The 23972-nt window shown below is 74.2% G+C and carries 14 protein-coding genes; all 14 read right to left on the bottom strand.

Going from position 1 to position 23972, the window contains the following annotated elements; all coding sequences use genetic code 11:
- Window positions 1–293: 293 nt before the first annotated feature.
- Window positions 294–1022, bottom strand: coding sequence for a 4'-phosphopantetheinyl transferase superfamily protein (locus tag ACFXJL_RS19395; RefSeq protein ID WP_358882298.1), 729 nt, complete (start codon window positions 1020–1022; stop codon window positions 294–296).
- Window positions 1023–1077: 55 nt separating this feature from the next.
- Entirely contained in the window at window positions 1078–2601 is a 1524-nt protein-coding gene (locus ACFXJL_RS19390; RefSeq protein WP_384693997.1) for an MFS transporter, read from the bottom strand.
- Window positions 2598–2867 carry a hypothetical protein gene (locus ACFXJL_RS19385; protein ID WP_384633729.1) on the bottom strand — a complete coding sequence of 90 codons (270 nt, stop codon included), beginning with the start codon at window positions 2865–2867 and terminating at the stop codon, window positions 2598–2600. Before ACFXJL_RS19385 ends, ACFXJL_RS19390 begins: the two co-directional genes overlap by 4 nt.
- A gap of 236 nt (window positions 2868–3103) precedes the next feature.
- The gene (locus ACFXJL_RS19380; RefSeq protein ID WP_384633732.1) at window positions 3104–4441 is read right to left on the bottom strand and encodes a glutamate synthase-related protein; all 1338 of its coding nucleotides are present in this window, start codon (window positions 4439–4441) and stop codon (window positions 3104–3106) included.
- Window positions 4438–5436: an asparagine synthetase A gene (locus tag ACFXJL_RS19375; RefSeq protein ID WP_358882302.1), complete on the bottom strand. Its 999-nt coding sequence runs from the start codon at window positions 5434–5436 to the stop codon at window positions 4438–4440. The genes ACFXJL_RS19380 and ACFXJL_RS19375 overlap by 4 nt, the downstream gene beginning before the upstream one ends.
- A 33-nt stretch (window positions 5437–5469) precedes the next feature.
- Window positions 5470–6855 (bottom strand): methylaspartate mutase, encoded by a 1386-nt coding sequence (locus tag ACFXJL_RS19370; RefSeq protein ID WP_358882303.1) that lies wholly within the window; start codon window positions 6853–6855, stop codon window positions 5470–5472.
- Entirely contained in the window at window positions 6852–7316 is a 465-nt protein-coding gene (locus tag ACFXJL_RS19365) for a cobalamin-dependent protein (protein WP_384693993.1), read from the bottom strand. Before ACFXJL_RS19365 ends, ACFXJL_RS19370 begins: the two co-directional genes overlap by 4 nt.
- 260 nt (window positions 7317–7576) lie before the next feature.
- The gene (locus ACFXJL_RS19360) at window positions 7577–7792 is read right to left on the bottom strand and encodes an MbtH family protein (protein WP_358882304.1); all 216 of its coding nucleotides are present in this window, start codon (window positions 7790–7792) and stop codon (window positions 7577–7579) included.
- Window positions 7789–13449, bottom strand: a complete 5661-nt coding sequence (locus ACFXJL_RS19355; RefSeq protein ID WP_384693990.1) for an amino acid adenylation domain-containing protein — start codon at window positions 13447–13449, stop codon at window positions 7789–7791. Before ACFXJL_RS19355 ends, ACFXJL_RS19360 begins: the two co-directional genes overlap by 4 nt.
- A 711-nt stretch (window positions 13450–14160) precedes the next feature.
- Window positions 14161–19458, bottom strand: a complete 5298-nt coding sequence (locus ACFXJL_RS19350; RefSeq protein WP_384693987.1) for a condensation domain-containing protein — start codon at window positions 19456–19458, stop codon at window positions 14161–14163.
- Between the two features lie 10 nt (window positions 19459–19468).
- Window positions 19469–21301 carry an amino acid adenylation domain-containing protein gene (locus ACFXJL_RS19345; RefSeq protein WP_384693984.1) on the bottom strand — a complete coding sequence of 611 codons (1833 nt, stop codon included), beginning with the start codon at window positions 21299–21301 and terminating at the stop codon, window positions 19469–19471.
- Window positions 21302–21306: 5 nt separating this feature from the next.
- Window positions 21307–22341, bottom strand: coding sequence for a TauD/TfdA family dioxygenase (locus ACFXJL_RS19340; protein ID WP_384693981.1), 1035 nt, complete (start codon window positions 22339–22341; stop codon window positions 21307–21309).
- 159 nt (window positions 22342–22500) lie between these two features.
- Window positions 22501–23310 carry a thioesterase II family protein gene (locus ACFXJL_RS19335; RefSeq protein WP_384693978.1) on the bottom strand — a complete coding sequence of 270 codons (810 nt, stop codon included), beginning with the start codon at window positions 23308–23310 and terminating at the stop codon, window positions 22501–22503.
- On the bottom strand, window positions 23307–23972 hold a 666-nt coding region (locus tag ACFXJL_RS19330), incomplete at its 5' end, for a phosphopantetheine-binding protein (protein ID WP_384693975.1). The genes ACFXJL_RS19335 and ACFXJL_RS19330, both read right to left, overlap by 4 nt.

Genomic DNA, 23972 nt, shown 5'->3' with positions numbered 1-23972 from the left:
GCGCCGGGCGGGGGGGGTGGCCCCGCCGGGGGCCGGGGCGTGGGGGGGGGGGGGGGGGCCCGCCCCCCCCCCCCCCCCCGGCCGTTTCGCATATGCGGTGGTACGGCGAGGAGCCGCCGCCCGGCTGCGTGCGCGCACCCGCGGTACGACCAACGCCGTACCGCGGGTTCGTGGTGCGACGTCCGCCGCACCGTGCTGTACGAGGGGCGAGTGGTACCCGCTCGGAGCGTACGCCGCCCGGGGCACCGGTTGCTGTACGGCCCGGAGCCCCGGACACCGCCCCGCCCGACCCGTCAGCGGTCGTCGGGCGGGTCGGCCAGGGCCAGGGCGGCGTGGTGGCCCTCGGGCGCGAGAACGTCGCCGAGGGTCCAGCCCGGCGGCGAGACGGGCACCGGACCTGCGCTCACGTAGTCCATGGACGGATCGGCGGCCAGTCCCACGCCCGTCCCCTTGAGATATGCCTCCTTGCGGGTCCACACCCGGGTGAACGCCAGGGGGCGTTCGTCCGCGGGTAGGGCGGCGAGTTCGGCGGCCTCCCGGGGGTGCAGCACATCGGCCGATTCGGCTACCGCCGCGGCTTCGGGCACGGGCTCGACATCTACGCCGACGGGCGTCACCGCGAAGGCGAGCAGGCTCAGCCCGTCGCAGTGCGACAGGGAGAAGTGCAGGGCCCCGCCGGGCACGACGGGCCTGCCGTGCGGTTCGTCGCAGTGCACGCACGGAGCGCGCTCCACGACCACGTCACGGGCCGGCATTCCCAGATACGCGCCCAGCAGCCGGCGCAGCGCCACATGGGCGCACACATAGCCGTCGCGGTCGGCCGCCCGCACGAACTCCGCGGCGCGGGCCAGCTCCAGGGTGTCGAGGGTGCCGGGAGCCTGCCCGGCTGCGTACGCCCGGTACTCGGTGGTGTCCACGAGCCACAGCCCCGGCCCCGTCGGGGCCGGGGCGGCCGGGGTGCCCGGTCCGGAGCCGGAGAGCCTGCGGGGGACCAGCAGTTGTCCGATGGCCGGCGCTGCCATGGGGTGCCTCCAGTTCGCATGGGGATGCGCCCGCGCCGCAGGGCGCGGGCGCGGATCAGGTGGGGAGGGGGACGGGTTCGCCGGACGGGTGCGGTGCTCCTTCGCGCGGCGGCTCGCGGCCGGCGGCGTACGCCGGACCCCCGGCCGGTGCCGAGGCAGTGGGAACCGGGCGTCCGGATCCGGCCTCCAGAGGAACGCCGTCGCGGTCGTCGCGGCCGTCGTGGTCGGAGGCCGATACGGGTGGTACGGGTGGTACGGGTGGTACGGCGAGAGCTTCCGAAGAGTCCTTTACCGAAGGCGCCGGTCCCGGGGATCCGGTGCCGTCCCCGCCCGCCGGGGGTCCACCGGGGTCCACGGCCGGCGGGCGTGCCCGCAGTGCGAGAAGCGCCGCGACCGGTGAGACGGCCGCGACCGCCCCGCACAGCAGCCAGGTCCGCTCCACCCCGAGCACCAGCGACAACGAGCTGAACAGGGCGATCGACAGCGGCGCGGCACCGATTCCGGCGAGGGCGAGGGTCGACATCGCCGCCCCCATCCGGCCCTCCGGCGTCGCCTGCTGATACAGCGTCACAATCGCCGGGCCGTTGAGACCCGACAGCAGGCCGACCCCCGCGGCCACCGCAGTCAGCGACCCCGGCGAGCCCATCAGCGCCATCACCGTGATGCCGGCCGCGAGGCCCGCACTGGTCACCACCAGCCGGAAGAACACCGGAATGCGGTGCGCGAAGGCCGCGCCCAGCGCGCTGGAGGCCAGCGCGCCGAGGCTGAACGCCGCGAGCACCATGGCCACCGCACCGACGCCCCACCCCCGTTCATGGACGAGCAGCGGCAGGGCCACCTCGACCGGCCAGCTGAACGCCATGTCCAGGCAGAGGGATGTGACGAACATCCAGCGCAGCCGGGGGTACCGCGCCAACAGCTGGAAGCCGTCGCCGGAGCGCCGCAGCAGCGACCGGCCGCCCACCTGCCGGGCGGGCCGGGTGAAGCCCCGGGTGATGAACAGCAGACAGCCCAGCCAGACCACTCCGGTCGCGGCGGCCGTCAGCATGGCCACCCACAGTTCGCCGACGGTGATCAGCCAGGCCCCGACGGGCGCGCCGAGCACTGGGGCGACCCGGAGCACCGTCGCATACGCCGAATTGGCGCGGGCCAGCTGATCGCCGCGGGCGAACCGGGGCAGCAGCGTCCCGGACGCCGGTCCCGCCATCCCCAGCAGGACGCCTTCCAGCAGCGCGATCCCCACCAGCGGCCACAACTGCTGGGTGGTGGCGGTGACCACCGCGCCGAACGCGAGCAGCGCCGCCCGCGCGGAGGTCGTCCGCAGCAGCACGAACCGCGGCCCCAGCACATCGGCCAGCGCCCCGCCGAAGATGAGCATCAGGGCCCGCGGCACGGTCGCGGCCAGCATCAGCAGGGTGACCGCCCCGGCGCCGCCGAGCTGTACGGCCGTCCAGTTCATCGCGATCAGCAGGGCGAAGCTGCCGAGCTGCACCGCGGCCTGGCCGCCGACGAGGACGCCGACCCGGCCCCAGGGCACTGTGGCGGACTCCGCGGGCGGGTCCGTCTCGGTCACGGTCATGGGGCGGTCCTCCGGTTCGTGGCTAATGGGGGAAAGGCGGCGGTGACGGCCCGGACGGCGGCCCGCTCGGCTGCGCTGGCAGGCGCCGCGGGACCGCCGGGCGCGCCGAGCACCCGCAGCTCCAGAAGGCCGCCGATATGGGCCCGTCCGGTGCGGGCGAGCCGTCGCGCGGCGGCCCGTCCGGCGGCCCGGGCCGCGGCGGCCGGGGTCTTCGGCACCACGGTCAGCACGGGCAGCGAAGCATCGGGTAGGAACCGGGCCCGCACGGTCCGGCGCTGCCCAGCCGATCGGGGCCGCGCTCCGCGGCTGCCAAAAGCCGAACCGTCCCTTCGCGCGGGCCCGCGGGTGCGGCCGGGCGGAGGCCGCCGTACCGTGATCGCCTCCGCGGATCCCCGCCCCGTCCCGGCCGGTCCGCCGTCCCGGGCGGAGCCGTCCACCGGGGGCGGAGTCCGCGACGGTCCCGTGCTCCCGGACCCGGCGCCCGGATCGTGCTCCGACGGGATCACGGCCGCCCACCCCCCGCCGCCCCGGCGGGCACGGGCCGGCCCGCCGCCGGCGGCGGCCACAGGTCCGCACGGGTCAGGTCCCCGGGACGGTACTGGCCCAGGGCGTGGAGGAGCAGCCTCAACTCCAGGGCGAGGGCTTCCACCAGCCGTTCCAGACCGTGTTCCCGGTCCTCGTCCACGGCCAGCAGCGCGGCCCGGCCCAGACCGACGGCCGTGGCGCCGAGCGCCAGGGCTCGGACCGCCCGGCCGCCCTCCCACATTCGGCCGGAGGCCAGCAGGCTCGCCCCCTCGGGCCGGTCGACCAGGCCGAGGCAGTCGGCCAGCGGCAGCCCCACACCGTCCAGGAAGACCCGGGGCGCCCAGCCCGTACCGCCCTCGGCGCCGTCCACGGTCACCGCGTCCGCCCCGGCGGCCCAGGCCGTCGCCGCCGCCGTGCCGAGGTCCCGGCCCGGGTGGAACTTCACCCACACCCCGGCGAGCGGGAAGTTGTTCCGCATGAAGCGGATCTGCTGGCGGAGGATCTCCTCGGTGAACGTTCCCGGGGTGGCACAGCGCAGCCGGGAACCGTCCGGGCCCAGCTCCGCGCCGAGGGTGAACAGCCCCGCTGCGGAGAGCCGTTCGGCTTCCGCGGCACTGACCACCGTCATTCCGCCGAGACCGGGTTTGGCGCCCTGACCGGTCTTCAGCTCGAAGCCGAGCCGGCCCGAGTCCCTCAGCTCCCGTACCGCCGGGTCGCTGTAGAGGAGGTTCCACACCTCCGAGTCGGCGTCCTCGGTGGACTGCTGCACCACCACGCCGCCGGGGCCGTCGCCCACCGCTTCCGCATAGGCTTCGATCCGGGCGAGGAGCACCGAGCGGTAGCCGTGGACGGGCACGGTGTTCTCCCCGACGACCATGGGGATCCCGAGCCGCCCCGCCTGGCGGGCCGCCGCCACCGCGAGATCACCACTGCCGGCCCGGGTCGACCCGAACGCCGAGAGATACACCGGCAGCGCGGCGTCGAAACCGCCGATCCCGGAGTGCAGTTCGACGTCGTCGTGGCCGGGCTCCCGGCCCAGTGCGATGAGCTTCTCCAGCCGCCGCGGCATGAACACCGGCGGTGCTGGACGCAGGGCGTCCAGCGCATCCGGCGGCCCGCCGCCCCAGGGCGCGACCGCCGCCCGGATCCCGCCGGACCCCGAGGTCGGAACACCCGGTCCGCCCGCGGCCCCCGCGCCGAACAGGCCCGTCCCGTACTCCCCGGACGGCGGGAAGACCTCCGCGGCGCCGTGCCGGGCCCGGGCCCGTACCGCCTCCTCGGGAAAGCCGGCCGCCGTCACCGTGCCCGTACTCACGGCGTGATCACCCCCGGCAGCTTCGGATAGGCGCTGACCTGCCACAGGGCGTCCAGCCCGGTCAGGAAGCGGACCAGCCGCTGGAGTCCCATGCCGAAGCCCGCGCTGGGGGAGAGGCCGCGGCGCGCCACGTCCAGGTACCAGGCGTACTTCGCCGGGTTCTCGCCGCTCTCCCGCATCCGGGTGACGATCGTCGCGTAGTCGGCCTCGCGCTCGCTGCCGCTGACCAGTTCGCCGTAGCCGCCGTGCGCGATGAGGTCGAAGTTCCGCAGCACACCGGGGCGTTCGGGGTCCTCCCGGTCGTAGAAGCCGCGGGAGCCCTTCGGATAGTCGTCGACGAAGAGCGGGTGCCCGGCGTCCAGCGACAGGATCCGCTCCGCCTCCCAGTCGATCTCCGCGTCCGGGCTCTGCACATGACCGAGGGCCGCCAGCCGGGACACCGCCTCCTCGTGGGTGCAGCGGTCGAACTTCCCGGCCCGCAGCTCGGCGAAGTCGGCCTCGTCGCGGCCGAGTTCCCGCAGCACGTCGGGCACGGCGGTCCAGACGTGCTCCACCACCTGGGTCAGCAGCCCGGCGGCGACCGACTGCGCGTCCTCACGGCTCGCGCCCGCGATCTCCACATCGATCTGGTGGAACTCCACCAGATGGCGGCCCGTTCCGGCGGTCTCCGGCGGCTCCACCCGGATGTTCGGGGCGATGTAGAAGAGCCGCGGGAAGCCCTGTAGCGATGCCTGCTTGTAGAGGATTGCGCTGGTCATCAGCTTGTACTTCTGCCCGTAGTAGTCGACGTCGAGGGCCTTGGCGCCCCGGCCGCCGGGGTCGGTGACCGGGCCGATCAGCGGGGGCAGCAGTTCGGTGAAGCCCTCGCCGCGCAGGAACTCGCGCGCCGCGTACAGCGCCTCCTGCTGGACGAGCATCGCGGACCGCAGCCGCGGCGACGCCAGATGGTCACCGAGCGGCGGAAGGACGGGGGCGGCTGCGCGGGCGGGTTTCATGACGGTCGACTCCAGACGATCGGGTGGCGGGATTCAGGAAGGCGAGGCGGCGGCGGAGAGGATCCGGCCGCCCGGTGCCGGGGTGTCGTAACGGGTCGCGACGCCGTACAGCGCGGCCAGCAGCCCGTCGGAGGTCAGTGGGGTACGGGCGCCGTCCGGCGCCGTTCCGGGCGGTACCGGCATGCCGCCGGTCTCCGCCCACCGCAGTCGCCCGGCGGAGTCCAGATAGCTGCGGCTGCGGCCCGCGTTGTCGGGGTGCAGGCAGTACGGCACGTCCAGCACGCCCCGGGCGAAGGCGGTCCGCAGCGCCCGCCCGAGGTCGTCGCCGAGGTCGAGGACGGCCTCCACGAAGGCCCGTGCCTCGCGGTAGACCGCACTGTCGCCGTCCTCGTCCACGGCGGGGTCCGGGACGGCCGGGGCACGGGGCCGGGAGCGCGCGGCGAGGTCCGCGGTCGCTGCGGCGATCTCCAGCGCCCGCAGGTTCTCGCGTACCGTCGGAATCCGGTGCGCCTCCGCGGCCGTCTTCACGATCAGCCGCTGGGCGCCGGCCCGTACCGCGAGCCGTGCGGAAGCCTCCAGTAGCAGGGTCGCGCCGCGTTCGGTCCGCGGATACACCCCCATGTAGGTGTAGAGGACCACATGCCGGTCGGTGTCCGGCGGCAGGAACTCCGCTGCCAGCCGGTGCAGCGCCCGGACGGCTTCGGCGTCCTGGGCCGGGTCGGTCTGCTGGGCGAAGCTGAGGGAGACACTGCGGATGCCGTGACGGGTGAAGAAGAGGGCCTCCAGCAGACTGAGCGCCACCAGCAGCCCGGGCGGGCAGAGCTGGCCGAGCATGCAGCCGCCGAAGCTCTCCAGGTGCGGCAGGTCCGGGGCGGGCACCAGCTCCGTGAGGAGTTCACAGGCCCGCGCCCAGTTCTCCACCGAATCGGCGAGCGGGGTCCGCCCGTAGGGCAGGCAGTACGAGACGGGGCCGCCCTCGGTCGCGTGCAGACCGGCCGCGGCGAGTGCCCGGACGATGGCCTCGGGCCGGGACGAACCGTGCCGCACCTGCACCGGGAACGCCGGACCCGCTATGCCGTCGAGCACGGCCCGGGTCCGCTCGGCGGAGTGGGCGGTGATCGGATAGCCGTTGAGCCGGGCGCCCTCGGCGACGGCGGCCCGCGCCCCGGCGTGATCGCCGACCCGGGTGTAGCTGTCGATGGTGAGCGTGCCGACGGTGACCGCCGCGGCGGACCGGGTGGCGGCCAGGCCCGTGCGCATCCGGGCGGGGTCGGAAAAGCCCATCCGCGGCTGGACCACGAGTCGGCCGGCCCGGGCGGCCCGGGCGACGAACCCGCCGAACGACTCCGCGGCCCCGGGGTCCCGGCCGCCGTTCCTGTGGCCCTCCGGGGCGGTGAGGACCGTGCTGCCGGGTCTCATGCCACGGCCCGGGGAAGCACGGCCCGGGGAACCACGGGCAGGGGTGGCCGGGAGGCGGAGGCGAGGTCCGCCGCGAACGCCCGCAGCGCTTCCACGTCCCCGTCGTCGAAGACCGCGTCGCAGCCCGCCTCCAGCAGCAGCGCCCGCTGGGCCGGATCGGTCCGTCCCGCGACACCGAGCTTGCCCCCCACGACGACCGGCACGCCCAGCCCGGCGGAGCGCAGGGACCGGACGGCGGAGAGCGCATCACGGTAGCCGTGACCGTTGACGCTGCTGATGACGACCAGCTCGGGCGCCGACTCCGTGCACGCAGCCAGGAGCAGTTCGTCGGGGACGCACGGCCCCAGACAGCTCACCCGGTGGCCGCGCTCCTCCAGGAAGAGCCGGAGGTAGACCAGATTCCAGGTGTGGGAATCCGATGCGGTACCGGTCAGCAGTATCGTCAAACTCCGTTGTCGCATGCCGAAAATATAGGGACGATACGGTTCGGGAAGGGGAAGTTGCGGGCGGCAGAATCGGCGCAGAAAGAGAACGCCGAAAGAGCACGCCGAAAGGGAATACGGAAAGGGAACGCCGAAATCGGGTCGGCGAGGTCGCGAAGAGCGCGGATAGGTCGCCCGGAATACTGGGTTGCATTCCCCGGGACATACGGAAGGGCCGCGGTCCGGAGTGTGTCCGGACCGCGGCCGGCGGTCTTGGGGAAAGGGAGGGCGGAGCCCGGTCAGGCGTACTGGGCGAGCAGGCTCTTCGGCCGGATGTCGGTCCAGTTGGCCTCCACGTACTCCAGCGCCCCGTCCCTCGGGCCCGGCCCCCAAACCCCCTCCCAGCCTGCGGGGATGTCCGCGAAGACCGGCCACAGGGCGTGCTGCCCCTCATCGTTGACCACCACGTGGAAGATGCCGTCGGGGTCGTCGAATGGGTTGGTGGAGTTTGTCATGACAGGCTCCTCAAAGCGTCGGAAAGGATAAGGCCGATTTTTTCCAGGGGTTCGGGCTCGCCCATCCTGGTGTGGATGACCCCGATGGTGTGCTGTTCGACGGTGCCGTCGACATAGGGAATCCAGGATCGTGAAAGTGTGCTCTCGGGGGCGCCATCTCCCCGGGCCGCGAAGAACAGCATCTGCGTCTTCACCGGACGGGGCGCATAGATTCTTACGATTTCCGCATGGTCGATGGAGGCGCCGATCACCGAACGGATCTCGTCGTCGGAGAAACCACCCAGCACCGGATCGTTCTCCCGGACCAGCCCGATCAGCCCCGCCACGTCGAAGGGCGCGTCCTCGGGCTCGTCGGTCGCGTCGCCGACCAGCATCTCCCGCTTCTCCGCCGAAGTCATCCGGCGCCGTTCGGGTTCGGTCGGCACCAGATGGACGTCCATCATCGCCAGCAACTCGGTCCGTTCGCCCTGCTCCGCCAGCATCACCGCCAGCGCATGGGCCAGGGTGCCGCCGAACGACCAGCCGAGGAAGCGGTACGGGCCCTGCGGCTGGACCCGCCGGATGTGCTCCAGATACTCGCGGGCCATCTCCTCGACCGACTCCGGACGGTGCCCCAGCTCCGACAGCGCCCTGGCTTGGATCGCGTACAGCGGCTGGTCCGGGCCCAGATGCCGGGCCAGTCCCACGTACGTCCAGCCGACACCGGTGCCGGGGTGCAGCGCGAACAGCGGACGCCGGGTGCCGCCGGGCTGGAGCGGCAGCAGGACGCCCATCGGGTCGAAGCCCGACGGTTCGTCCGCGAGCAGCCCCGCGACCGTCGGTGTGCGGAACAGGTCCCGGACGCCCAGCTCCAGCCCGAGCGCCGTCCGGGCCCGGCTCACCAGCCGGACGCCCAGCAGCGAATGCCCGCCCAGGGCGAAGAAGCTGTCGTCGATGCCGACACCCGTCACCCCGAGGATCTCCTCGAACAGCCCGCACAGCACCTCCTCGCGCGGAGTCCTCGGCGCCCGTCCCGACGGGGCGGCGGCCGGAGCGGGCGCGGGCAGCGCCCCGCGGTCCGGTTTGCCGTTCACGGTCAGCGGGATGTCGTCCAGCAGCATCAGCGCCGACGGCACCATGTGCTCCGGGAGTTCGGTGGCAGCCCAGCGCAGCAGCCCCTGCTCCGTCGGGGTCCGCCCGGCGCGCGGTACCGCGTAGGCCACCAGCCGTTTGCCGCCCGGACCGTCGTCGAGGACGACCACCGCGGCCCGTCCCACATCGGGATGCCGGGCCAGGGTCTCTTCGATCTCACCGGGCTCGATGCGGAAGCCGCGGAGTTTGACCTGGCCGTCCGCCCTTCCCAGGAACCGCAGTTCACCGCCCGCCGTCCAGTGCACCAGATCGCCCGTGCGGTACATCCGTTCACCACCGGCGGCGAACGGATCGGCGACGAACCGCTCCGCGGTCAGCCCCGGCCGGCCCAGATAGCCCCGGGCCACCTGGGTGCCCGCGATGTACATCTCCCCGGCGACGCCCACCGGCACCGGCCGCAGCGCCCCGTCCAGGACGTACACCCGGGTGTTGTCCAGAGCGGCGCCGAGGAACACACCCGGCAGTACCCGGCAGTCCGTGTCCAGCCGCTGGTGGTGCGAGGCGAACGTGGCCTCGGTCGGACCGTAGCTGTGCACCAGGACCGTGTCCGGGCAGTGGTCCAGCACCCGCTGGAGGGCGGCCGGGGACGCCACGTCCCCACCGGTCCACACCTCGTCCAGCAGTTTGAGGGTGTCGAGACCCTCGTCCGCCATGATGTGGAAAAGACCCATGGTGAAGTAGGCGGCGGTCACCCCGTGGGCGCGGATCGTGTGGTCCAGCTCCGCCAGATCCGTACCGGAACCCGGCGCGAACACCAGCTCCCCGCCGTTCAGCAGCGGCACCCACAGCTCGTAGGTGGAGGCGTCGAAGCCGATCGCCGAATGCACCAGCATCCGCCGGTGGTTGCGGTGGTCCCAGCAGCGGTCGGTGACCAGCTCCACCACATTGCGGTGGGTGACCCCGACGCCCTTGGGCCGGCCCGTGGACCCCGAGGTGAACATCGTGTACATCAGGGCGTCCTCGCCGACCGCCACCCGCGGATCGGTGCTCGGGCCGCCCGGCACCGGAGTGTCCGCCGACAGCACCCGCACGCCCGCCGCCACCTGCCGCGCCACCGGTCCGGTGGAGGCGTAAGCCTCCTCGGTGACGAGCACGCCCGCCCCCGTGTCCTCCATGATCATGGCGATCCGGGTGTCCGGCAGCCGAGGGTCCAGCGGTACGTACGCAGCCCCGCACTTCAGCGCCGCCAGCGCCGCCACCAGGAGCTGCGGCGTGCGGTCCAGCAGCAGCCCGACCGCGCCGTGCGGCTCCACCCCGGCACCGATCAGCCGGTGCGCCAGCGCGTTCGCCCGCCGGTTGAGCTCCACGAACGTCATGGTCCGGTCCTCGTGACGGACCGCGACCGCGAGCGGGGTACGGCGGACCTGCTCCTCGAACCGCACGTGCACCAGCCCCGGCAGCACCCGCGGTACCGCCGTCGCGTTGTAGCCCACGAGCAGGCGCTCGGCCTCCTCCCCGGACAGCAGCGGCACGTCGCCGATCCGGGTGTCCGGTGCGTCGGCGACCACCCGCAGGAGCCGGGCCACATGCGCCGCCAACTGGGCCGCGGTGCCCTCGTCGTAGAGGTCGAGCGCGTACTCAAGGACGCCTTCCAGACCGGCCGGGGCACCGGAGGCGTCCCGGGTCTCGCGCAGCGCCAGCGTCAGGTCGAACTTGGTGAACCCGGACGCGGCGGGCAGCGCAGTGCCGGACAGCGGTGAACCCGGCAGGGGCGCCCGCTCGGCCGGATGCACCTGCACCATCACCTGCACCAGCGGGTGGTGGGCCGTGGACCGTACCGGATTGAGCTCTTCCACCACCAGGTCGAAGGGGAGCTGCTGGTGCGCGAAGGCCGCGAGGTCGGTCTCCCGGACCCGGTCCAGCAGCTCGGCGAAGGACGGGTTCCCGGCCGTGTCGGTCCGCAGTACCAGCGTGTTGACGAAGAATCCGACCAGCTGCTCCAGCGCCTGGTCGTCCCGGCCGGCGACGACCGTGCCCAACGGCAGGTCCGTGCCCGCGCCGTGCCGGGTCAGCACCGCGGCCAGCGCCGCCTGCACGACCATCAGCAGGGTCGCGCCGTGCGCCAGAGCGAGCCGGCCGAGAGCGGCGTGGACCTCCGCGTCCAGGGCCGGGACGGTGGCCGCCGCCCCCCGGCGCGTGGCCTCCGCGGGACGCGTCCGCGCCGGAACCATTTCGAGTACGGGCGGCATGCCCGCCAGCCGGTCGCGCCAGTAGACCTTCTGGGCCGCAGCCGAGGGCCCCGACAGCAGCTTCCGCTCCCACAGGGTGTAGTCGGCGTACTGCACGGGCAGCGGAGTCAGGTCGGGGGCCGCCCCGCCGAGCCGGGCCGTGTACGCCGCGGACAGATCGGCCAGCAGCGGCCCCGAGGACCAGCCGTCGGCCGCGATGTGGTGCACCAGCAGCACGAGGACCTGCCCGCCACCGTCCCTGCCGGTCTCCACGAGCCAGGCCCGGAAGGGGATTTCAGCGGCCAGTTCGAAGACATGGCCGGCCGCCGCGGTGACAGCGGCCATCTCCTCCTCCGGCCGCGCCCGCACCACCGTCAGCACCGGCCGGACCGACTGCCGCACCTCCTGGTAGGGCTGTCCCTCCTCCGCCCGGTAGACGGTCCGCAGCACCTCGTGCCGCTCGGCGACATCGGCGAGCGCGTCGGCGAGGACCGCCGGGTCCAGCGGACGGTCGAGCCGCAGCACGAAGGGCATGTTGTACGAGCGGCTCGCCCCCTCCAGCTGGCCGGTGAACCAGAGCCGGCGCTGGGCGTACGACAGCGGGAGCCGTCCGGGCCGGTCGGCCGCCGGTACGGGAGCGGGCCCCGGCCGGGCCTCCCCGGAGCGGGCCGCGGCACCCCCGGCTCCGGCGGCGATCCTGGCGGCGAGCCGGGCCGGAGTGGGCGCCAGGAAGAGGTCCCGCAGCCGCAGTTCGACCCCCAGCAGGGACCGCACCCGGTTCACCAGCCGGACGCCCGCCATCGAGTGCCCGCCGACGGCGAAGAAGTTGTCGTCCGGGCCCACCGATGCACGGCGGGTGATCTCCGCGAAGACCCGGCGGAGCACCGCGACCGTCGCCGGATCGGCCGCCGGACCCGCCACCGCGGCCTCCGCGACCGCGCCGGTCCGCGCGGGCCGGGCCGCCAGCAGGGCCCGCTCCGCCGCCGGCAGCAGCTCCGCCGGCCGCAGGGGCGCGTCACCGCCTTCGGCGAACCTCGACAGGGCCCGTACGTACACATCGAGAAGCAGCTGCGCCGTCGCCTCGTCGAAGAGGTCCTCGGCATAGGTCCACCACAGCTCCAGACCGCCCTGCTCCGGGCGGGCGGCACAGGTCACCGCGAGATCGAACTTCGCCGCGTCCAGCCCGGTCTCCTCGAACCGGCCCCGCAGTACGGATCCGATCCGTACCTCCCCGGCCGCCGGATCCGCCGCCTCCTGCACCGCCAGGGTGACCTGGAACAGCGGGTTCGCACCCGGTGCCCGGCGCGGATTGAGCAGCTCCACCAGCCGGTCGAACGGCAGCTCCTGATGGGCGTACGCCCCCAGCGCGGCGTCCCGGGCCCGGGCCACCAGCTCCCGGGGACCCGCGGGTCCGGCGACATCGGCCCGCAGGACCAGGGAGTTCACGAAGAAGCCGACCAGCTCGTCCAGGGCTTCGTCGGAGCGCCCCGCGACCGGTGTGCCGACGGCCGTGTCCGGACCGGCGCCGCAGACGTCGAGCGCGGTGCCGAGCGCGGCCCGCGCCACCATCAGCAGACTGGCGCCCGCCCCGGCGGCCAGCGCCGAGAGCCCGGCGTGCGCCGCGGCGTCCAGCGTGGCGGTGAGGGTACGGGCCCGGCCGCTCGGCGCGATGGGCCGCGGCCGGTCGGCGGGCAGGTCGAGCAGGGGCGGCAGCCCGGCGAGCGCCTCCCGCCAGTACGCGGCGAGCACCGAGTCGTCCGCCAGTAGCTCCCGCTGCCAGAGCGTGTAGTCCGCGTACTGCACCGGCAGCGGCTCCCACCGCGGCTCGGCACCGGCGGTCCGGGCGTCGTAGGCCGTGCCGAGATCCCGCAGCAGCGGGCCCACCGACCAGCCGTCGGTGGCGATGTGATGGGTCAGCAGCACCAGGACGGCGGACCCGTCGCCCGGCAGGAACAGCGCGGCCCGCAGCGGGAGCCCGGTCTCCGGATCGAAGGTCCCCGCGGTGAACCCGGCCACCTCGGCGGCCACCTCGCCGGGCGCGCACGACCGTACGGCGAGCTCGGGGCGCGCGCCTTCCAGTACCCGCTGGTACGGCTCGCCGTGACCGTCCGCCGGATACACCGTCCGCAGCACCTCGTGCCGCTCCAGCACATCGGCGAGCGCCGCCTGAAGCGCACCGGGCTCGGGCACCGCGTCCAGCCGGACCACCAGCGGCAGGTTGTACGTCGGCGACGGTCCCTCCAGCCGGTTGAGCAACCAGAGCCGGCGCTGGGCGTACGACAGCGGTACCCGCTCCGGATCCGTGACGTCCGGTTCGTCGTCGGTTTCGGCGGAGGCAGTGGGAGCGGTCGAGGGCATCGCATGGCCTCCAGAAGAAGGGGGAGCGGGGGCGACGGGTCCGAATCGGAGGGCCCGCGCAGCAAACGTACGAGCCGTCGCCCCGCGCACCGGGCAGTTGCCGGGGCAGCTCCCGCGCCACGGGCTGCCGCTTCCGCCTGCCGCCTGCTCCTGGCGGGCGACTCCGCGGGTGCCATGAGCTGTTGTTGCTCGGCAACGGTGTCGACGCGGCTCGTTCCTCCGGGAGCCCGGGAGCCCGGGAGCCCGGGAGCCCGGGAGCCCGGGAGCCCGGGAGTTCGAAGTTCGGGAGTTCGTCGTTCCTGTGCTCGTGGCCCGGAACCACGCATCTGCCATGAGCTGTCGCCGGTCGAGCGACTGCCGTCACCGGTTGCGCGATCAGCCACATCCGGCCCGCGGCCGGATGGCAGCAGCACCCGGCGGCCGGGCGTTTCTCTGCCCGGGGTGGGAGCGCCGAGCCCGCCCCGGGGCACTCGGGCCGGGGCCGGCCCGAGTGCCGAAGGACAGCAGCCCCGGCAGACCGGCGTTCCTGCCGCTCGGGGTGTGAGCACTGAGCCCACCGAGGGCGCCCGAGCCGGAACCGCGCCTGGACCCCAACGGCTCAGGGCACTCGGGCAGTCCGTCCGCCGGGGCCCGCGACTCACCGCCCCCGGCGCGGCCAGGCCACAACGGCTCAGGGCACTCGGGCAGCCCCTCCTCCACCGAGTCCCCGGCTCACCGCGCCGGGCGTGCCCGCCTCCTCAGCGCCGGAACCGCCGGCGGTACCGGCGCCGCGTCCAGCAGTGCCGCCAGCGCCGTCGGCGTCGGGTGCCGGAACACATCCCGCAGCGTCAGCTCCCGGCCCAGCTCCGTCCGGACCCGGTTCAGCAGCCGCACCGCCAGCAGCGAATGCCCGCCCGAGCGGAAGAAGTTGGCGTCCTCCGTCACCTCCTTGCCGTCGAGCACCTCCCGGAACAGGCCCAGCACCAACGGCAGCCGCCCGTCGCCGGGGGAAGGCTCCCCGGGGCCCGGCGGGCGGTCGCCACCGGGTCGCGTGACCGTCACCACCCCCGGCACCGCGAACTCCGGCAGCCGTTCCGCCGCCCACGACTGCGCGCCCGCCTCCGTGACCTCGCCCGTCAGCCGGGCCACGAGTCTCCCCTCGTCGAGTACCACCTCCGCGCCGTCGACCCCGGGCTGTGCCCCGAGGACGTCCCGGACGTGCCCGAGGTCGATCCGGTAGCCAGCGACAGTGCCGTAGGGCCCCGTTCCCGGCCGCCGGGGCCCATCAGGAAGCGACCCGATCCGGACCTCCGGATCGGCGGCGAACAGGGCCAGCGCACCCGTCAGAAGGGCGCCCAGGTGCTCCGCCCCGGCCTTCGCGTACAGATCCGTGGCGTACTCAAGGACACCGTCCAGACCGCCGTGCCCGACGCCCCCCGTCAGCGCGAACGTCAGGTCCGCCTTCGCGGTCGACGAGCCGTGGGGCAACACCTCACCGGCCAGCGGCCCATCCGACCCGCCGCCTTCCGACCCGCCGCCGTCCGGCTCCGGGTCCACCCGCAGCATCACCTGCGCCAGCGGGTGATGGGCCGACGAGCGGTGCGGGTTGAGGTGTTCGACGACGAGGTCGAAGGGCACGTCCTGGTGGGCGTACGCCGCCAGATCGGCCTCCCGGACCCGTCCCACCAACTCGCTGAAGGACGGGTCGCCCGAGGTGTCGGTGCGCAGGACCAGGGTGTTGACGAAGAAGCCGACGAGGCCGTTGAGCGCCTGGTCGTCCCGGCCCGCGACGACCGTGCCGACCGCGAGATCGGGTCCGGCGCCGCAGCGCGCGAGCACAGCCGCGAGGGCCGCGTGGACCACCATGAAGAGGGTGCTGCCGGTGGACCGGGCGATCCGTTCGAGACCGGCCCGCACCGGTCCCGGGACGGTGAATCCGGTGAGCGCGCCCCGCCCGGAGGGCACCGGCGGCCGGTGCCGGTCGGCGGGCAGGTCCGTCAGCGGCGGTAGCCCGACGAGGGTCCGCTCCCAGAAACCGAGCCGCTCCTCCCGCCCGCTGCCGCCGATGAGGTCCCGCTGCCAGAGCGCGTAGTCCGCGTACTGCACAGGCAGGGGAGCCCAGTCGGGCGCCGAGCCCGCGGCCCGGGCCCCGTAGGCGGTGGCGAGATCGGCGAGCAGGCAGTCGACGGACCAGCCGTCGGCCGCGATGTGGTGCAGCAGCAGGACGAGGGTCTGCCGCCCGTCGCCGCCGGAGGGCAGGAACAGCCAGGCCCGGAACGGCAGATCGCGCGCCAGGTCGAACACCTGGCCAGCCGCCTCGTCCGCGGCGGCCACCGGATCGGCGGGGAAACCGAGCTCCAGCTGCGGCCGGGGCCCCTCCAGGACGAGCTGGTACGGTTCCCCGCCCTCGGTCCGGTAGACGGTCCGCAGCACCTCGTGCCGTTCGGCGACGTCGGCGAGCGCGGCGGCCAGTGCGGCCGGGTCCAGCGGCCGGTGGAGCCTCCGTACCAGCGCGATGTTGTACGTGGCGGACGGCCCGTCCAGCTGGTCGGTGAACCACAGCCGCCGCTGGGCCGGGGAGAGAGGGATCCGCTCGGGCCGCTCGGCGCGGCGCAGCGGCGGCCGCCCCCCGGCGTCCGGGCCCGCGGGCAGCCGTCCGTGCAGGGCGAGGGGCGTCGGTGCGAGGAACAGATCACGGATCCCGGTCTCCACGCCGAGGACCGCCCGGATCCGGTTGACCAGCCGGCTGGCCAGCCGCGAATGCCCTCCGATACGGAAGAAGTTGTCACCGGGGCCGACCCGCGGCCGGTCGAGTACCTCCGCGAACAGACCGCTGAGCAGCTCCACCCGGGGGTGCCCCGTCTCTCCCGGCCCGCCCACCTGTCCGGCCGCCGCTGCCGCCGCCACGGCGAGCCGCTCCCGGCGGACCGCGAACCCCTCCGACTCCACAGCGGTGACCAGCCCGAGCGCGGCGAGCGGCCGGCCGGCGTCCGCGGCGAACGCGGTGAGCGCCCGGCCGTACACATCGAGCAGCAGAGCGGCCGTTGGCTCGTCGAACACGTCCCGCGCATAGCCGAGGAGCAGCCGCAGTCCGCCGTCCGGTTCCTCCTCGCAGTGGAAGCTCAGATCGAACTTCGCCGCCCCCAGGTCGACGGACCCGGCATCGGCGGTCAGCGGGCCGAGCCGGACCGGGCCGGTGCCGGCCGTCGCACCGGCGGTCCGCACGGTCAGCATCACCTGGAAGAAGGGGTGTTCGCCCAGGGCACGTGCCGAGCCCTCGCCCACCTGCTCGACCAGCAGTTCGAAGGGCAGGTCCTGATGGTCGAAGGCGGCGAGGTCGGTCTCCCGGACCCGGTCCACCAGCTCTGCGGCCGTGGGGTCGCCGGAGGTGTCGGCGCGCAGCACCAGGGAGTTGACGAAGCAGCCGACGAGATCGTGCAGGGCTTCGTCGGAGCGCCCGGCGACCGGTGTGCCGACGGCGAGGTCGGTGCCCGCACCGGCCGCCGTCAGGGCCGCGGCGAGGGCGGCCCGTACCACCATGAACAGGCTGGCGTTCCGCTCGCGGGCGAGCGCGGCCAGGCCGCTTGCCACCTCGGGGCCGAGACGGGTGCCGGCGGTGCCGCCGAGGCCGGTGGGTTCGGCGGGTCGGAGCCGGTCGTACGGCAGGTCCGTCCGCTCCGGCAGTCCGTCCAGCGCCTTCCGCCAGTGCTCCAGGAGGGCGTCCGGTTCGGCGAGGAGATCTCGCTGCCAGAGCGCGTAGTCGGCGTAACCGAGCGGCAGGGGTTCCCAGCCGGGTGCGCGGCCCGCGAGCCGGGCCGTGTAGGCGGTGTCCAGATCGTGCAGCAGCGGGGCGAGGGACCAGCCGTCGACGGCGATGTGGTGGACCAGCAGGACCAGGGCGCTGGGACCGGGTCCGGCGGTGGTGAACAGCGCGGCCCGCAGCGGCACTCCGTCCGTCGGGTCGAGCGGTGTTCGGCCGAACCCGGCCACCCGCCGGTCGAGTTCGTCCGGGCCCGCGCACGGGACGAGGTCGAGAACGGGGGCGAAGTCCGCGACGATCCGCTGGTACGGCTCCCCGCCCAGCTGCGGATAGGCGGTGCGCAGCACCTCGTGCCGTCCGGTGAGATCGGCGAGGGCCGCACCGAGCGCGACCGCGTCGGGCGTCCCGTCGAGCCGGAGCACGATCGGCGCGTTGTACAGGGCGGACGGGCCGTCGATCCGGGCCAGCAGCCAGAGCGCCCGCTGCGACGCGGACAGCGGCAGCCGCTCCGGCCGGACCTGCTCGGGCACCTGCCGCGGTACGGGCCGGGGTGTACCGCCCGCCCGGGTCCGGGCGGCCTCGGTGAGCCGCCGGTGCAGGGCCGCGGGGGTGGGGGCCAGGAACAGGTCCCGGATGCCCGCCTCCAGCCCCAGGACGGCCCGGATCCGGTTGACCAGCCTGCCCGCGAGGAACGAATGCCCGCCGGTCCGGAAGAAGTTGTCGTCCGGTCCGATCCGGGGGCGGCCGAGGACCTCGGCGAAGAGCCCGCGGAGGATCTCCTCCCGGGGCGCGCCGGCATCGCGCCGCCCGGTCCGGGCGGCCGGTGGCGCGGGGGTGCGCCGCGCAGCCGCCGCTGTGTGCCGGGCCGCCAGCGCGGCCCGCTCGTCCGCGGTGGCCAGCGACAGCGGGCCGAGCGGTCGCCCGGAGTCGTGGGCCAGGGCCTCCAGGGCCCGGACGAAGAGATCCAGCAGCAGCTCCGCCGTGGCCTCGTCGAACAGGTCGACCGCATAGCCGAGCGCCAGGTCGAGTCCGTCGGGGGAACCGTCGGGGGCCGCCCGTCGGGCGCAGAAAAAGGTCAGGTCGAACTTGGCCGCCGCCAGGTCCGCGGTGCCCGGGACACCGGTCAGGTCGGGCCCCAGCGGCACCGGCCCGGCGGACCGGGCGCCTTCCGGGCCCTCGGCGCCGTCGACGGTCAGCATCACCTGGAACAGCGGGTGGTGGCCGAGGGACCGCTCGGGCGCCAGCTCCTCCACCAGCAGCTCGAAGGGCAGGTCCTGGTGTTCGTACGCGATCAGATCGGCGTCGCGGACCCGTTCGAGGAGCGCGGCCGGACTCGGCTCGCCGGATACGTCCGTCCGCAGCGCCAGGGTGTTGACGAAGAACCCGACGAGCTCGTTGAGCTCCTCCTCGGGGCGGCCAGCGACCGGGGTGCCGATCACCAGGTCGGAGCCGCAGCCGGCCGCGGTGAGCGCTGCCGCCAGGGCGGTCCGTACCGCCATCGAAGCACTCGCCCCGTGCTCCCGGGCCACGGCCAGTAGCGCGCTGTGGGTGGCGGCCGGGACGTGCGCGGTCAGCGTCGCCCCGCGCCCGGACGGCTCGGCGGGCCGCGGCCGGTCCACGGGCAGCGGCATCACTCCGGGCGCCCCGTCGAGGGCCCGCCGCCAATGGGCGAGCTGCTCTGCCGCCAGGCTCCCCGGATCGCCCGGCGCGCCGAGCAGCTCCCGCTGCCAGAGCGCATAGTCGGCGTACTGCACCGGCAGGGGTTCCCAGCCGGGTGCCCGGCCCGCGAGCCGGGCCGTGTAGGCGGTGTCCAGATCCCGCAGCAGCGGGCGGACGGACCAGCCGTCGGTGGCGATGTGGTGCACGAGCAGCACCAGCACCGCACCGGCCGCACCGGCCGCACCGGTTCCGGGCTCCTCGGGGACGAACAGCGCGGCCCGCAGCGGGAGTTCGGCGGTGACGTCGAGGGGTTCCCGGACGAAGGCGGCCACCCGCGCGTCGACCGCGGCTGCCGGGCAGCGGATCACCTCCGGCGCGGGCAGCGCCGAAGCGTCCCGTACCTCCCGGCGGGGTTCCGCGTCCGGCCCGGCGGGCAGGACGGTGCGCAGCACCTCGTGCCGTTCGGCCAGATCGGCGAGGGCCGCGCCGAGCACCGCCGGGTCGGGCGTCCCGTCGAGCCGGAGCACCACCGGGGCGTTGTAGGCGGCCGAGGGGCCCGCCAGCCGTCCCAGGAACCAGAGACGGTGCTGGGCGAACGACAAAGGGTTCACGGCGATGTCCTCATCCGTCCTGGGCTGCGACGAGCCCGTCGATGTGCGCGGCCAGGTCCCGCAGCCGCGGATGTGCGTAGACGGCCTTCACCGGCAGGGCCAGGCCCAGCTCGGACCGGACCCGCGACACCAATTTGATGGCCAGCAGCGAATGGCCGCCCAGTTTGAAGAAGTTGTCGTCGGGGCCGACGGAGGACGCCCGCAGAACGGTTGTCCACACCTCGCCGATCAGCCGCTCCGAAGCCGAGAGACCGTCGTCCGCCGCGGCCGGAGCCGGGGTCGGGGCCCCGTGAGGCGGCGCGGGCAGCGCGGCCCGGTCCAGCTTGCCGTTGACGGTGGTCGGGAAGCGGTCCACGGCGACCAGTACGGCGGGCACCATGTACGCCGGCAGCGAAGCCTTCAGCAGCCCGGTGAGGGCCGCTTCGGTCACCGGTGCCGCGGGCCGGTAGTAGCCGACGAGCCCCGGCGCGCCGTGGACGTCGTCACGGAGGACGACGACGGCCTCGGCAACGGAGCCATGGGCGGTCATGACGGCTTCGATCTCGGGGAGTTCGATCCGGAACCCCCGCAGCTTTACCTGGCCGTCGGCGCGGCCGAGATAGCCGAGCCGGCCGTCCGGCAGCAGCCGTACCAGATCCCCGGTGCGGTACATCCGCCCGCCGAGCTCCGCGTCGGGGCCGGTGTCGGCGATGAACCGGTCGGCGGTGAGCCCGGGGCGGCGCCGGTAGCCGCGGCCCACCCGGGGCCCGGCCAGATACAGTTCGCCGGTTCCGCCCGGGCCGACGGGCGCCAGCTTCTCGTCCAGCACCCGCATCCGCAGCCCGGGCAGTACGGCGCCGAGGTGCGGGGTCCCCCCGGCGACCGGTTCGATCCACCCGGCGGTGGCGTCCACGGTGCACTCGGTGGGGCCGTACAGATTGACGGCACGGACCGTGCCCGCGGCGGTCAGTTCCGCGATCCGGGACCAGAGGGCGGGGCCGATCGCCTCACCGCCGATCAGCAGGGTCAGCGGGCGCGGCCCGCCGTCGGCGGAGAGCAGCTCCAGCAGCGGTTCGGCGTGCGAGGGCGTCAGGTCGAGATCGGTCAGGGCCTGCGCGTCGGCGAACGCGGCGAGCAGCGCGGGGTCGGCGCGCGTCTCGTCGTCGACCATGACGAGGGTGTCGCCGCGGCAGACCCGGACCCACTGCTGCACGGAGGCGTCGAAGGACGGGGAGGCGTTCCAGCCCACCCGGGCGCCGTCGCCCGCCGCGATCCCGACGTCCTCCAGCTCGGCGAGGAGCCGGGCCGCGGCGTCCCGGCCGATCTCGACGCCCTTGGGGCGGCCCGTCGAGCCCGAGGTGTAGATGACGTACGCGAGGCTGTCCGGGGCCACCGGGACCGGCCGGTAGGCGGGCGTGGTGGTGCCGCCGGCGAGCAGCTCCGCCAGGCCGAGCTGCGGCACCCCGGCCGGGAACGCGCCGTCGGGGCCGCCGTCCGGGGTGACGACGACATCGGCTCCGGAGTCCTCGACCAGATAGCGGCGCCGTTCGGCGGGCAGTTGGGGATCCACGGGAAGATAGGCGGCGCCCGCGGTGAGGGTGCCGATCAACGCGGTGACCAGCCCCGCGCCGCGCGGCAGGCAGAGCGCGACCACGGATTCGGGGCCCACGCCGTGTGCGGCGAGCCCGGCCGCGATCCGCATGGCGCCGGCGCGCAGTTCGCCGAACGTCAGCTCGCGGTCGGCGGCGACCACGGCGGTACGGCCGCCGGGGGCGGCGGCCAGCCGCTCCAGCAGATCGCGCGGCTGCTCGCGCGGCTGCGCGGAGGAGAGGGACGGGGTGCGCTCGGGCAGGACGGCGGTCATGGTGCTCACTCCCCGTGGACGGTGGTGGACGCCGGGCTGGCGGGCGAGCAGTCGGCGAGCGCGACCGGCTCGCCCATGGCGACGAGGATCTTCCGGTCGCCGGAGAAGGACTCCCGCCCGTGGGCGCAGAGGATGTTGTCCACCAGCATCAGATCGCCCTCCTGCCAGCTCTCCCGGACCGTGACCCGGTCGTAGACCTCGTTGACGGCATCGACCTCGGCGTCCGTGAGCCGGGTGCCGTCGCCGAGATAGGTGTTGAACGGCAGTCCGTCCGGGCCGTACGTCTCCTCCAGCACCTCGCGGACGTCCGGGTCGAGGGTGCGGCTGTTCCAGAACGCGAAGTGGTTGAACCAGACCCGCTCCCCGGTCACCGGGTGGGTGATGATCGCCGAGCGGCGCTGTCGGGTGACGAGGGAGTCGTCGTCCGCCCACTCGTATCCGATGGTGTTCTCGTCGCAGTAGGTCTCGGCGACCGCCCTGTCCTCGGTCGCGAAGGTCGTGTACCAGGGCAGGCCGGCCAGTTCGGAGTAGTTGCGCACGAGCAGCCAGCCGGCCTTCTCGAACCGGGCGCGCAACCCCTCGGGGAGCAGTCTCAGCGCCTCCCGCATATCGCCGACGGTGGTGGCGCCGCCCTCCTCGGGCGCGGTGATGCAGCCGAAGAGCAGCACTCCCGGGAAGTCGAGGGTGTAGCTGTTCTCGTTGTGCAGTCTGATCGGCTGGGCGGCCGGGAGGTCGGTGGAGGAGAACACCCCCTCGCCGAAGTCGGTGCGCGGGGTCGCCTTCTCCTTGTAGCCGGCCCGCTGTTCGATCAGGGCGTCGCGGGCGGTCGCGAAAGCCGCCGCGTCATGGACCGGCAGCCCGCGCAGCAGCACCGCTCCGGAGCGGTGCAACTCCGCCTGGACGGCGGTCCGGTGCTCGGTCAGCCAGGCGGCTGCGGCCTCGATGGAGTGATGGCCGGGGGTGGTCACGACGGCGGGCCTGCCCGGCTCGCGGATCACGGTCAGGCCGCTCAGGGCGGGGGCGTCGGCGAAGGTCGTCATCACAGGAGTCCTCTGCTTCGGGATCGGAAAGGGAACGCTTCGGGATCGGAAAGGGAACTGCTTCGGGATCGGAATGCGGAGTGGGAGCGGACGGGGAGCGGAACCGGAAGGAGTACGGCAGAACGGAGTTCTGGGGAAACAGGAACAGGGGCAGTCGCTTCAGGCGGCCGAGGCGGTGAGCCTTCCGGACGCGGGCTCGGCGCCGTCCCCGAGTACGGTGCCGAGCAGGGCGAAGAAGGCGGGTAGCTGCTGCTGGAAGTAGAAGTGGCCGCCCGGCAGGGTGTGCGCCGCGAACCCGGCCCCGGTGATCTCGGCCCAGCGGTCCAGCGCCCCGACCGGCACCACAGGGTCCTGGTCCCCGCCGATGACGGTGACCGGGCAGTCCACCGCGGCCTCTGCCACGGAGCACCGGTACACGTCGTCGATGGCGAAATCGGCCCGGATCGACGGGATGACGATCTCCCGCAGCTCGGGCTCGTCGAGGATCCCGTCGTCGGTGCCGCCGCGTTCCTTGATGGCGGCGACCAGCTGGTCGTCGTCGAGCCGCTCCGGGTGCACGGCGCTGGGGTTCGGCAGGAACGGTGCCCGGCATGCGGAGGCCACCAGGGCGCGGGCGGGCCGCCCGGCCGCGGCGAGCCGCCGTATCACCTCGAAGGCGACGAGCGAGCCCATGCTGTGACCGAGGACGACCAGGTCCTCCGGCAGATCACCGGGGAGCGCCGCCGCCACGGGACCGGCCAGATCGGCGATGGTCGTGGGCAGTTCCTCGGCGTAGCGGGCGCCTCGGCCCGGGTACTGGCCGATCAGCAGCCGTACGTCCGCCGGGAGCCGGTCCCGCCAGTCGGCGTAGGCATGGGCGTTGCCACCGGCGTGCGGCAGCACCAGCAGCGCGGTCCGCTGCGGGCCGTCGCCGGGCAGGTCCCAGACGATGTCGTCGGCGTTGGGGAGGGGGGCGGTCCCGTCGATCATGAGGTGATCCGTTCCTGGTCGGTGCGACGGCGCAGGACGGGCCTGGCGCGGCGCGGTTCGGGGGCGGTGGTCGTGTCGGCCGGGCCGGTTTCGAGGTACGCGGCCAGCCGGGCGGGCGTCTGGTGCCGGAACACGTCCCGGAGGGTGAGCTTCAGCTCCAGGGCGCGGCTCAGGCGGTTGGCGAGCTTGGCGGCGACCAGGGAGTGGCCGCCGAGGGCGAAGAAGTCGTCGTCGGGGCCGGGCGGGACATCGGTCCCAAGCGCCTCCCCGAAGGCCGCGCAGACGGTCCGCTCCAGTGCGGTCCGCGGCGGCCGGCCGGCGGCACCGGCGGTCTCGGGCCGGGGCTTCGGCAGGGCGAGCAGAGCCTGTTTGTCGATTTTGCCGTTGGGGGTGAGGGGGAGTTGGTGGTGGGTGGTGATGTGGGTGGGGATCATGTGTTGGGGGAGGTGTTGGCGGAGGTAGGTGCGGATGTCGTGGGGTGTGGTGGTGGTGTTGGGGGTGGTGGTGATGTGGGCGGTGAGTTGGTTGTTGGTGTGGGTGGTGGTGGCTTGGGTGATGTGGGGGTGGGTGGTGAGGGTGTTTTCGATTTCGGTGGGTTCGATGCGGAAGCCGCGGATTTTGATTTGGGTGTCGGTGCGGCCGGTGTAGTGGAGGTTGCCGTG

The sequence above is a fragment of the Streptomyces sp. NPDC059256 genome, assembly GCF_042753785.1.
Taxonomy (GTDB): Bacteria; Actinomycetota; Actinomycetes; order Streptomycetales; family Streptomycetaceae; genus Streptomyces.
The sequence above is the reverse complement of the archived record's forward strand: the minus strand, read 5'-3'. Positions and strand labels throughout refer to the sequence as shown.